This is a genomic window from Pedobacter cryoconitis, assembly GCF_014200605.1.
Classification (GTDB): Bacteria; Bacteroidota; Bacteroidia; order Sphingobacteriales; family Sphingobacteriaceae; genus Pedobacter; species Pedobacter cryoconitis_B.
Genome location: NZ_JACHCE010000005.1, coordinates 149516 through 162028, shown reverse-complemented (window position 1 = coordinate 162028; position 12513 = coordinate 149516). Strand labels below are relative to the sequence as shown.

At 38.7% G+C, this 12513-nt stretch carries 8 protein-coding genes; 1 reads left to right on the top strand and 7 read right to left on the bottom strand.

Features of this window, described 5'->3' with window-relative positions:
• Nucleotides 1–98: 98 nt before the first annotated feature.
• The 7 genes from HDE68_RS16265 to HDE68_RS16235 form a co-directional block, all read right to left on the bottom strand.
• Nucleotides 99–896, bottom strand: coding sequence for an ABC transporter substrate-binding protein (locus tag HDE68_RS16265; RefSeq protein ID WP_183883284.1), 798 nt, complete (start codon nucleotides 894–896; stop codon nucleotides 99–101).
• Nucleotides 897–914: 18 nt separating this feature from the next.
• The gene (locus HDE68_RS16260; protein ID WP_183883283.1) at nucleotides 915–1598 is read right to left on the bottom strand and encodes an ABC transporter ATP-binding protein; all 684 of its coding nucleotides are present in this window, start codon (nucleotides 1596–1598) and stop codon (nucleotides 915–917) included.
• A 40-nt stretch (nucleotides 1599–1638) separates the two neighbouring features.
• The gene (locus HDE68_RS16255) at nucleotides 1639–4035 is read right to left on the bottom strand and encodes an ABC transporter permease (RefSeq protein WP_183883282.1); all 2397 of its coding nucleotides are present in this window, start codon (nucleotides 4033–4035) and stop codon (nucleotides 1639–1641) included.
• Between the two features lie 14 nt (nucleotides 4036–4049).
• Entirely contained in the window at nucleotides 4050–6443 is a 2394-nt protein-coding gene (locus HDE68_RS16250) for an ABC transporter permease (RefSeq protein WP_183883281.1), read from the bottom strand.
• A gap of 11 nt (nucleotides 6444–6454) precedes the next feature.
• On the bottom strand, nucleotides 6455–8827 hold the full coding sequence (locus HDE68_RS16245; protein ID WP_183883280.1) for an ABC transporter permease: 2373 nt from the start codon (nucleotides 8825–8827) through the stop codon (nucleotides 6455–6457).
• Nucleotides 8828–8865: 38 nt separating this feature from the next.
• Complete coding sequence (locus HDE68_RS16240; protein WP_183883279.1) at nucleotides 8866–9564, bottom strand: ABC transporter ATP-binding protein; 699 nt, start codon at nucleotides 9562–9564, stop codon at nucleotides 8866–8868.
• A 74-nt stretch (nucleotides 9565–9638) separates the two neighbouring features.
• Nucleotides 9639–10883, bottom strand: a complete 1245-nt coding sequence (locus HDE68_RS16235) for an efflux RND transporter periplasmic adaptor subunit (protein WP_183883278.1) — start codon at nucleotides 10881–10883, stop codon at nucleotides 9639–9641.
• 223 nt (nucleotides 10884–11106) lie between these two features.
• Here HDE68_RS16235 and HDE68_RS16230 point away from each other — a divergent pair, with 223 nt between their 5' ends.
• On the top strand, nucleotides 11107–12477 hold the full coding sequence (locus HDE68_RS16230) for a sigma-54-dependent transcriptional regulator (RefSeq protein ID WP_183883277.1): 1371 nt from the start codon (nucleotides 11107–11109) through the stop codon (nucleotides 12475–12477).
• Nucleotides 12478–12513: the final 36 nt, after the last annotated feature.

The following is a 12513-nucleotide window of genomic DNA, read 5'->3' as shown; positions in this document are numbered from 1 at the left end:
TTTGTTTGGACTGCAAAGATAGAGATAGTTATCAATTATCAAAAACCTTTTGCATTTATTTCGCCACTAAATAGCTAACACATTCATTTTAAGCCAATTTATTTTAATTCTTTTTGTAACTGAAATAAATATTGAACTGCTTTTACCAATCTGCTGCCATACCAGGAGAACATTTCTCCGTCTACCAGCATAATTTTGGCCTCAGGAATTACATTTTTCAGCTCTTCTATATGTTTTTCCCTGAAAGGATAGGGTTCAGAAGACAATAATACCAGTTCAGGCTTTAATGCGGCAAGCTCTTCAATCTCCATTTCAGGATAACGATCTGCCTTAATCACGTTGGTAAGCCCGTTCTTCACCAGAATATCATTGATAAAAGTATTTCTGCCGGCAAGCATATAAGGCCCTTTCCAGATCAGGTACGCCACCTTTTTATCTATTCCCTGTTCTAAAGCCAAAGTTTGCAAATCTGTAAACCCGGCATTGATCAGGTAATTCAGATAAGCTGCTTCCGGCTGCCGGTCTACCAGTTCGGCAATCTGCGTAATTGTTTTCATGGCATCCTCCAGTGTAAAGATGTCACTCATCCATACCGGAAACTCCTTTTGCAGCTGTTCTATATCTTCTTTTGTATTTTCTTCCTTATTGCCAATAATCAAATCCGGTTTCAGGCTCCTGATCAGACCGAGGTTTAATTTCTTTGTTCCCCCAACCTTAGTTTTGGATTTGAACTGCTGCGCAGGATGAATACAAAATTTAGTAAGTCCAACAACTTCATCATTCAAACCCAATTCAAACAACAATTCAGTCTGTGAGGGAACAATCGAAATAATCCGCTTTGGCGGATAGTTAATGGTAATGGTCTGATCAAGCTGATCTGTAAACTGACGTAACATGCAGCAAATATACTTTTCTTAGACCACCACCTGCAGATCCTCGCTGATTACTCCATCAAGTAAATGTAAAATACGGCTGCCATATCCTGCATTTACTTCAGAATGTGTAACCTGGATAATCGTGATATTCTCCTCTTCGTTCAGTTTTCTGAAAAGATCCATGATTTGCAGCGCCTGTGCAGACTGTAAATTCCCGGTAGGCTCATCAGCCAGGATAAGCAGGGGTTGTGCAGCCAGCGCTCTTGCAATGCCTACCAATTGCTGCTGACCACCTGATAGCTGACCAGGGAACAAATCTTTTTTAGCAACCATATTGAAACGGTCAAGCATTTCGGCTACACGGCTTTTACGTTCGGCCGCCCCTACTTTCTTATACAATAAAGGCGCTTCGATATTTTCAGCAACAGTCATTTCATCAATCAAATGATAAGCCTGAAAAACAAAACCGATATGATTTCTGTAAAGTTCTATTCTTTTGCGTTCATTCAGCGATACCACATTCTCACCCATAAATTCATAAGTACCATAAGTAGGTTCTTCCAGCATGCCTAAAATATTCAGCAGTGTAGATTTACCGGCACCGGAAGGTCCCATGATAGAAACAAATTCACCTTGTCTGATCGTTGTGCTTACATGTCTGAGGATATAACTTTTCATCCCCTTATTTGCATAGTATTTTTCTATATTCTGTAATTGTATCATGTTTTGATAAATATAAGATTTAATCAATTAATATGTCGTTTTATGCATCTTTCAACGCATCAACCGGATTCGTTTTTGCTGCCCTTAAGGAGCGGAAACTGACTGTAATCAGCGTAATTCCTAAAGAAATGAACATCGCAATAGCAAATGGCCAGATACTAAGTTCTATGCGGTAAGCATAGCGGGACAGCCACTTTCCAATCAATATATAGGCAACAGGCCAGGCAATCAGGTTTGCTATGAAAACCATAACCATAAAAGAAGAATTAAGCATATTCACCAGTTCGAGCGTACTGGCACCCAAAACTTTGCGGATAGCCATTTCTTTAGTTCTCTGCGTAGCTACAAAAGAAATCAGGCCAAACAAACCTATAAATGAGATGAAGATAATTACTGCTGCAAACACCTTAAATAAGGTTCCCATTACACGTTCGCTTTCATAATATTTATGAATACTATCCTCCATAAAAACAGAACGGTATACATGTTCAGAATAAACAGAATTCCATAAGGTTTCTATATTTCCCATTGATCCGGCAATACTTTTAGTATCCATTTTCACCGCAATAATATTAGATTTATTTTTCTCTTTAAGGATCAGGATAGGTGGAATAGCATCTTTGAGACTTGAATTATTAAAGTCTCTGACCACTCCGGCAATCGGTACCGCCTTAGGGTCGCCACCCAAATGAATTCTTTTTCCAATGATATCCTGAGGATGCTGAAAATTCAATTTTTTCATTAAAGTCTCATTAATCACATATTCCTGCAGACTATCATTTTTAGAGAACTCTTTACCTGCAATCAATTTTAAATCAAAGGTTTTAAAATAATCCTGATCCGCAGATTTAGTACATACCTGGAAATCTGCATCCTTTGTACTTTCAAAAGAAAAATTACTAAAACTAATATTCTCAGAAGAGGGAGCATCACTACAAAAACTAGCATTCATTACCCCCGGTTCACTCAGTATTCTGGATTTTAATATCCCATATTTCAATTGACTCAGACTATCACCCGGAATATTCACCAAAGCAATTGCCGATGGATTAAAGCCCAAAGGCTTCTCTCTGATATATTTCATCTGCCTCAGGATCACAAGCGTGCCGGTAATCAGAATAATAGTAATTGCAAACTGTATGACCACCAAAACCTTACGTAAAACCCCTCCTCCATTATTGCCAATGCTCACCTTGTTTTTGATTGCCAGTATCGGATCAAATCCAGACATGACTACTGCCGGATAAAACCCTGCAACAAAACCAACAAACAAAATAAGGCCTGCCATAAAAACAAAAATCACAGGATGAGCAATCAGGCTAAAAGAAATCTTTTCTCTAAACAGTGCGGTCATACCGGGTAATGCAGCCTCTGTTAAGATACAGGCAATCATCAGCGCAAATACCGTAATCGTAAATGTTTCGGTCAGAAACTGGATCATGAGTTGTTTACGTCTGCTACCCATTACTTTGCGCACACCTATCTCCTTTGAACGGCTTACTGCCTGGGCAGTAGCCAGGTTGACAAAGTTAATACAAGCTGTAATCAGTAAAAATGCACCAATCACCGTTAAACCTGTAAGCTCATTTTTACTGGTAATTTTTCCGGCAAAATTACCGTAACGTTCATCCTGATGTATTTCATTTAAAGGCTGAAAAAAATGATCTTCTTTTCCCACTCCTTTTTCTGTATAATATTTTTTCAGGAGGGCATTCTTTGGTCCTTCAAGGTCTGCTACATTCCCTCCTTTTTTCAATAAAATATAACATTGAGAACCATCGGAAACCGCATGCCACTTCTTCAGGCTCCCGCTCTCATAACCGGCATAAGCTATTGCAATTTTTATTGGGTTACTACTGCTTTGAACAAGATCATCAAATACTCCTGTTACTTTGAGTGTTGTTTTATTTCTGTACTCCAGAGATTGCCCGACAGCCTTATGCCAGTCACCAAAAAATTTCACTGCCATTTCTTTTGAAAGGGCTACAGTATTGGGTTCTGTGAGTGATTTTTGCGGGTCTCCCTGCAACCAGTTATAGTCAAAAATCTTAAAGAAAGAAGGTTCAACAAAATAGGCTTCTTCGGAGGTTTTAAGCCTCACCTTACCAGATTCATCTTTTACTTTAAAAATCCCGCCTTCCCTTTGTATCGCAGCAACTTCTTCCAGCATCCCAAAATCATTACGGATTGCAGGTGCAAGAGGTTTCGGAACACCACTTTGAAATTCCTCTCCATCAGCATATTTCCAATAAGAAACTACTCTGTAGATTCTGTCTTTATTGACAAACTGCTGATCAAAACTCAGCTGATATCTGATAAAGATAAAAATGAGAATACAACTGGCCATTCCAATAGATAAACCTGCGATATTAATAAAGGTATAGCCTTTATTTTTCCAAAGATTTCTGAGGGCGATTTTGAGATTAAGTCTAAACATCTTTGCGTTTTTAATTATTCGTATTTCAAGGCATTTATAGGATTAGTTTTCGCAGCCTGATAAGACCGGAGACTTACTGTAACCAGGGTAATAACCAGCGAAATCAACATCGAAGCAGCAAAAGGCCAGATATTTAATGGTATACGATATGCATATCCGGACAGCCACTTTTCAATAAAAATATAAGCTACAGGCCAGGCAATCAGGTTTGCCAGCAGAATCATCCTGATAAATGAAGTATTCAGCATAGTGACCAGTTCCAGAACATTTGCACCAAGAACTTTCCTGATAGCCATTTCCTTTGTTCTTTGTGTGGCGACAAAAGAAATGAGGCCAAATAAACCGATAAAAGAAATGAAGATGATGGTCATTGCAAACACCTTGAATAAGGTACCCATCAATTGTTCGCCTGTATAATAATTGCTGATCCTTTCATCCATAAAATCAGCAGAATACACCTGTTCAAAATAATAATCATTCCAGATTTTCTCTATATTTTTCATAACAGCAGGGATTTGCTGCGCATTCATTTTCACGGCTATAATCTCAAAACGATCATTACGTGTCATCATAATCATAGGGGAAATTGCCCCCCTCAGATTCAGGTTATTAAAATCCCTGACCACACCAACCACCGGCCCCCTGATCCCACCAAATAAGATTTTCTTCCCAATTGCATCCTGGACATTGGTCATATCTAATTTCTTTAACAGCGTTTCATTCACCACATATTCTCTGGCAGTATCACTTTTGCTTTTAGCCAGATACCTGCCTGCCAGGAGTTTTAAGCCAAAAGTTTTAAGATAATCATCATCTACTACTTTAGTATTAGCCTGAAAAGCTGCATCAATTGTGCTATCAAAAGCAAAAGCATTATTTGTGTTATCATCAGAGCTGGGTGCATCACTACAAAAACTAACAGCCGTTACACCAGGTTCTGCCTTAATCCTGGCCTTTAAAATTTCATATTTTTGTCTGCTTAAGCTATCCGAAGGAATATTAATCAGCGCAATTGCCGATGATGTGAACCCAAGAGATTTTTCTCTCATAAATTTCATTTGCATCACGATAACCAGCGTACCTGTCACCAATACAATAGTTATTGCAAATTGGATAATTACCAATACCTTACGGATAGTATTACCACCAGAACCTATATTTATCTTATTTTTAATAGCTAGTGCCGGACTAAATCCCGACATAATCATTGCGGGATAAAATCCGGATAAAACCCCGACAAGCAAGACCATACAAAAGATAAAAACAAAAATGACAGGATGTCCCAGCAGGTTAAAGGTGATCTCTTCCTTAAATAAAGCAGACATACCGGGCAAAACTATCTCTGTAAAAACACAGGCGAGCAGCAAGGCAATCAAAGTAAGAACCAGTGTTTCAGTCAGAAACTGAATCATCAGTTGCTTTTTGCCGCTTCCCATTACTTTGCGTACACCAACTTCTTTAGACCTGCCTACAGCTTGTGCCGTAGCCAGATTTATAAAGTTGATGCACGCTGTAAGTAGCAGCAACACACCTATCACTGTAAGGCCAAGCAGTTCATTTTTACTGGTTTTCTTACCAGAAAAACTACCGAAACGCTCATCTGTATGTATATCTTTTAATGGCTGAAAAAGATGATCTGGTTTGCCAATAGTTTTTTCTACATAGTATTTTTTCAGGAATGCTTTTTTAGGCCCTTCCAGATCAGACACTTTGACTCCTTCTTTAAGTAAAATATAACATTCAGAACTGGAGGCAACAGAGCCCCATCTTTTTTCATTTCTATGTTTAAAGCCCGCATAAGAAATTGCAATAGCTATCACATTGCTATTATTCTGTGGAACATCGGCAAATACCCCTGTAACCAAAAGATCTTTATCATTCTGATAATTGATAGTTTTACCGACTGCCTGATGCCAGTCACCAAAAAATTTAGCTGCTGTTGTCTTTGAAAGTGCAACTGTATTCGGTGCTGTTAAAGCTTTTTCAGGATTTCCTACCAGCCATTTATAATCAAATATTTTAAAGAAACCTGGTTCAGCATAAAATGCCTTTTCCAGAGTTTTAAGCTTGACATTCCCTTTGGAATCTTTTACTTTGATCATCCCAAAACTACCTTCCAGTGCTGCTACCTGTTCCAGCATTCCAAAGTCATTGCGCATAGCAGGGGCTAAAGGCAAAGGCACACCACGATCAAATTCCTCTCCACCTGCATAGTATGCATGACTGACAACTCTGTATATTCTATCTTTATTTTGATATTGCTGATCAAAACTCAATTGATAACTTATAAATAAATAGATCAGGATACAGCCGGTCATACCAATAGATAATCCGGCTATATTGATCAGAGTATACCCTTTATTTTTCCAGAGATTCCTGAATGCGATTTTGAGGTTAAGTCTAAACATATCCAACATATTTATTCGTATTTTAAGGCTTGTACAGGATTCGTCTTAGCAGCTTTATAAGCCTGGAAACTTACTGTAACCAGTGCAATACCTAAAGTTCCCATTGCAGCCAGTACAATGACCAGCCAGTTGATTGTCGTATGAAATTCGAAGCTCTTCAACCAGCCAGACATGATATAATCCGCCACAGGCACACCAATAATTATTGCGGCCATTACCATTTTCAAAAAACTTAAAGAAAGCAGCTTCATCAGGCTGGTTACAGACGCGCCAAGCACTTTTCGAACGCCTATTTCCTTTGTTCTTTGTTCTGCGCTGTATGCTGTCAGGCCAAATAGGCCAAGACAAGAGATGAAAATTGCCAGCCCACCAAACAAATTGGATAAAACACCCAGTATGCTTTGTGTATTTAATTTATCAGCATATAAACGATCTGTAAAATTGATATCAACAGGATATGCAGGGTTTATTTCTTTAATGATCCTGGTGATCGAAGCCAGGTTTGCAGCCGTGGTATTGGCAGGATTTAAGTGCATAATAACTCTTCCGCCCCAGCCTTTATTAAAAGCAACAACCATTGGCCGCTCACTTTGAACTGGTGAACCCCAGATAAAATCATCAAAGACACCTACAATAGTTCGTTTCTCTCCATGATAAAGTATCGTTTGCCCAATTGGCTCAGTTAAATTCATTCTTTTTACTGCCGAACGGTTCACCATAACCGCAGCACTATCAGAAGCAAAATGAGGAGAGAATTCCCTTCCTTCCAATAAGCTGACACCAGTAGTTTTAATAAAATCGTAGGTAGTAGCAATCTGATTGAAAGTAATTAGTTTATCAGCTGCAGCAGAGCCCTGCCATTCCATCCCTATAAAACTTGAACCATCCCTGGTTATAGAACTTGAGGTTTGTGCAAGAGCTGTTACAGCCCCCGATTGCAGCAGTCTTGTTTTTAACAGGTCAAATTTTTCATATAAATTACCGTCCTGTTCTATTTCTACCAGCTCATTGACCTTATAGCCAACCGGCCTGTCTTTAATAAATCGTATCTGCTGATAAATAACGGTAGTGGCAATAATCAGAATAACCGCAAAACTAAATTGTCCGATAACAAGTATTTGTCGCAGGCTGATGAATTGCCCATTGTTTTTACTTCCCTTTTTCTTCAGGATTTGTATAGGGTTAAATGAAGAAAGATAGAATGCAGGATAACTTCCCGCAATCAGTCCCGTTAAAATTACCACAGCAACTAAACCTGCCCATACATAAAAATTTGAATAGCTGATTGCCAGTGTAATTCCAAGTAAGTTATTAAACAAGGGCAATGTCAATTCAATAAGGACAATTGCCATTACTGCACTGCAAAAAGTCAGGACCAGTGATTCCATTAGAAACTGACTGATCAGACTTCCGCGGGTTGCCCCTATTGTTTTTTTAATTCCAACCTCTTTTGCCCTGCGTTCTGATTTTGCAGTAGCCATATTCATAAAATTAACACAGGCAATGAGCAGGATACCTATAGCCAGCCCCATAAATAAACGGACCTGTTCAATTTTCCCACCGCTGCTTTTTCCATTAATAAATGTGCTGTTGAGATGCAATTTATTCAGCGGATAAACAAAAATAAAAGACCTTGAATGCGGGTGATTTTTCTCCATCATCCCTTTAATGGCACTATTAAATTGTGCGATATCAGTTGAAGGGTCGAGTTTGATTACCGTTTCCCAATTGTAATTAGTCCACGATGGTGATTTCACCCAATCAAATTGAGTTTCATAAAGGGACCAGGGCATCAGAAAATCAAAATAGACAGAAGTATTACCTGGAAGATCTTTAATCACTCCTGTGATCTTTAGACTAAGCTTATTATCAAAACGGACTGTCTTATTTAAGACATCGGTTGTACCAAATAATGTCTGAGCAGTAGATGCTGTAACAATCACATTGTTAGGCGCATCGAGTGCTGTTTTACGGTCACCTGAAAGAAAAGTATATTCAAAAATATTAAGGATATCTGCATCTGCAAAACGGCCTCTCTTCTTAAAGCTTTTAGTACCGTTAGCAATCAGTTTAGGTCCTCCCCATTCATAACGGCTCATAGCCTGAACTGCCGGATAATCTTCTTTTAATTTAGGACCGGCCATATTCCCGGTATTCTCGCCAGTACCTTCAATTCTTTTATTGATATCCAGATAATTGGTCAGCACTTTATAAATATGCGAAGCATCTTTCCCCTGGTTATCATAACTCCACTCATAAGAAACATAAAGCAACAATAATAAACAGGAAGCCAGTCCGATAGCCAGTCCGCTGATATTAATAAATGAAGAGGTTTTATTTCTCCAAAGGTTCCGTAAGGCTATTTTCAGGTTGAGTTTAAACATTGCAGGGGTCCTATTTAAGGATGGGCGGTTTTAATTACTTAAATCAGTTCTTCAGTACGTGCTTTATTCACTTTTTCAGAAATCACATGACCATCTTTCAGGTTAATAATCCGGTTAGAGAAACTTGCATCATGCGAAGAGTGGGTAACCATCACAATTGTAGTTCCCTGTTCATTCAATTCGCAGAGTAATTCCATCACCTCGTTACCATGAGAACTATCCAGGTTACCCGTAGGCTCATCGGCAAGGATCAATTTCGGTTTAGTCACCAATGCCCTTGCCACAGCCACGCGCTGCTGCTGACCACCAGACAACTGCTGAGGAAAGTGGCCGCTCCGGTTTACAATATTCATCCTTTCGATGATTTCATTAACCAGGCGTTTACGTTCAGGCGCAGCAACCTTATTATAAATCAGCGGTAACTCTATATTTTCAAATACAGTCAGCTCATCGATCAGGTTGAAATTCTGGAATACAAAACCCATATGCTTTTTACGGAAGTTTGAACGTTCCTTATCATTCATGGTCAGCAGCTCTGTTTCCATAAATTTATAACTGCCGCTTTCAGGTTTATCCAAAAGCCCCATTACATTTAATAAAGTTGATTTTCCACAGCCTGAAGGCCCCATGATAGACACAAACTCTCCTGCTTTAACATGCATGTTAATTCCGTTAAGTGCCGTCGTTTCTACTTCTTCAGTTTTGTATACTTTTTCCAGGTTCTCAATTTTTATCATGGTATTCTGATTTATATTTTTTTATAATTATATGTCTTTGATCAATTAACTCTTTTATATAAATACGCTCTTGCTTATTTACTTACTTCTACAACATCATATTGATTAAACTGATCATAAGATGAGGTGATTACTTCTTCATTTTTCTGTAACCCTTCCATGATCTCATAATACAGGTAATTTTTACGTCCGATTTTCACATTTCTTTTTTGTGCTTTTCCGTCTTTCAGCACAAATACCCATGATCCGCCGGTACTTTGAAAAAATTGTCCCTGAGCTAATAAAAGAGATTTACTATTGTCCGAAAGTGTAAGTTTTACTTGTAAAGATAATCCTCTTCTTAACTCATCAGGTGATTTCCCTTCAAAAACTAATTCTACCTGAAACTGTCCTGCAGTTACCTCCGGGATTACCTTTTTGACTGTAAGCCGGTAAGTTTTACCATTAAACTCACAATTAGCCGTTTGTCCTTCCTTTACCCGGTTGATATAATATTCATCCACACCGGCTTGTAATTTATAACCTTGCATAACATCAATTTTCCCCAGCATCTCGTTTACAGTATAAGATTTACCTATCACAGGGTCATAAGAAGATAACCTACCGGAAACCGGAGCCTTAATCGTCATATTTTCAATATTCTTTCTGATCGTCTCTAAACTTTCATTCATTCGGGTTACAGAAATATCAATCTGATGTAATTGCATAGTCCTGCTTTGATTCTCCTGTTTAACAGCCTGTCTTAAGATTTCTCTTCTCCCTTTATTATATTCATAATCCTGGCTTGAAGTATTGAATTCTTCTCTTGTAATTACTTTATTCAGAAATAAAGCGCTATCAATTTTATATTTCCTGCCTGCAGTTCTCAATGCATTTTCGATCACCATCATGTCCTGAGCCATTACACGCTGATTTTGCTCTAAATCCAGGCGTACTTTGCGTAATTGATTAATCTGTTCGATAATACTTGTTTCGCTGGACGTATAACCAGATAGTGCATTTGGGTTTGCTATTCTCAGCAGCGGTGTTCCTTTAACTACATTTGCACCATTCTCTGTAAAAATTTCAGCAACCGTTCCCCCTTCAGGAGAACTCACGATTACAGAAGTTAATGGCACAACACTTGCATTCAATAATACGACATCTTCAAAATCACCATATTGAACCTTACTGATCGTGAGTTTATCGGCGTCAGCTTTATAAACTTTACTCAATGATAGTTTATATCCATAAGCAACGAGTCCGGCCAGCATCAGGCCTCCGGTAAGCATTAAAATCTTTTTTGTACTGAATCTCTTTTTTGCAATGATCTTATCCATGATAACAATGTAATGTCTGTCTGCCCATTAGCCAAGGGTATGCCAAAGCAAAAAAACATATTTAAAATACTAAAAACCAACAACTTAAACCAAACACACATAAAAACACCGTTCATTATCGGACAGTCGTTGTACAGCAACGGACAATTCCATTATTTTTGTTCACCGGCTATCTAAATCAGGAAATAACCACCTATAGATAGTTATCTAAAATCTTTATAAAATGACAGAAGCAAACGTTTTAGTAATAGACGACGATGATGATATTCTTTTAAGTGCAAAGCTCTTCTTAAAACAGCATTTCAATCAGATTGTCACTTGTAAATCGCCTAAAGAGATTAATGTATTATTGAGTCATAATGATATAGATATTATCCTGCTGGATATGAATTATCAAAAAGGCGCAAGCAATGGTCGTGAAGGACTATACTGGTTAGAACATATTTTATCTATTGATAAAGATTATGTAGTCATTCTGATGACTGCCTATGGAAATGTCGAGCTGGCAGTTCAGGCTATAAAAAAGGGGGCTACTGATTTCATCCTTAAACCCTGGGAGAATGAAAAGCTCTATGCGACCCTTTCGGCAGCTTCTAAACTCAGACAATCCACAAAGAAAGTTAAAAAACTAGAAAAAATAAACACCTCCATACAAACCGATCAGGCCAGGAAATTTGAGCATATCATTGGTACTTCCGAACCGATCAAACGCTTGCAGAATACACTGATCAAAGTTGCCCCAACAGATGCCAACGTATTAATTCTGGGGGAGAACGGTACAGGAAAGCAGGTATTTGCTTATGAGCTGCATAAACACTCCTTAAGGAAAAATCATATTTTCATGCATGTCGATCTGGGTTCTTTAAATGAGAACCTATTTGAAAGTGAGCTTTTCGGTTATGCTAAAGGTGCATTCACGGATGCCCGCGATGACCGTCCGGGAAGATTTGAACTTGCGGACAACGGAACTATATTCCTGGATGAAATTGGAAATCTCTCTCTGCCTTTACAGGGTAAACTGCTTACCGTACTACAAAACCGTACAGTCACACGTTTAGGAGAAAGCAAAGACCGGAAAGTAAACGTAAGATTGATCACTGCAACCAATATGCCTCTCAATGAGATGGTCGCTAAAGGTACTTTCCGTCAGGATTTACTTTTCAGGATCAACACTGTAGAACTGGAGCTTCCGCCTTTGCATCAGCGTGCAGAAGACATCTTACAGCTTGCCAATCATTTTTTACATACTTTTAGTACAAAGTACCATAAAAACATCACTCATATCACAGAAAAAGCAGGGAACACATTGCTCGCCTATCACTGGCCGGGCAACGTACGTGAGTTGCAGCATGTGATTGAAAGGGCAATTATCATGGCAGACGGCAATGAAATTACCGAACAGGATTTACAGTTAAGTCCGCAGAGATTTGGTGGTGGGGCGCCGCCTCCAGCAACCCTGGATCTGGAAGAAATGGAAAAAATGATGGTGCAAAAGGCTATAGAAAGCCATAAGGGAAATATTTCAAGGGCAGCAGCCGAACTTGGTCTGACCCGTGCAGCCTTATACCGCAGAATAGAAAAATTTGGACTATAACCTATGTTTTATCAACGTTTCACCTTTCGGCTTCTG

Coding starts and splice junctions, on each gene's coding strand:
- HDE68_RS16250 (WP_183883281.1), bottom strand. CDS start 6,443: ATGTTTAGACTTAACCTCAAAATCGCATTCAGGAATCTCTGGAAAAAT.
- HDE68_RS16260 (WP_183883283.1), bottom strand. CDS start 1,598: ATGATACAATTACAGAATATAGAAAAATACTATGCAAATAAGGGGATG.
- HDE68_RS16255 (WP_183883282.1), bottom strand. CDS start 4,035: ATGTTTAGACTTAATCTCAAAATCGCCCTCAGAAATCTTTGGAAAAAT.
- HDE68_RS16265 (WP_183883284.1), bottom strand. CDS start 896: ATGTTACGTCAGTTTACAGATCAGCTTGATCAGACCATTACCATTAAC.
- HDE68_RS16240 (WP_183883279.1), bottom strand. CDS start 9,564: ATGATAAAAATTGAGAACCTGGAAAAAGTATACAAAACTGAAGAAGTA.
- HDE68_RS16230 (WP_183883277.1), top strand. CDS start 11,107: ATGACAGAAGCAAACGTTTTAGTAATAGACGACGATGATGATATTCTT.
- HDE68_RS16235 (WP_183883278.1), bottom strand. CDS start 10,883: ATGGATAAGATCATTGCAAAAAAGAGATTCAGTACAAAAAAGATTTTA.
- HDE68_RS16245 (WP_183883280.1), bottom strand. CDS start 8,827: ATGTTTAAACTCAACCTGAAAATAGCCTTACGGAACCTTTGGAGAAAT.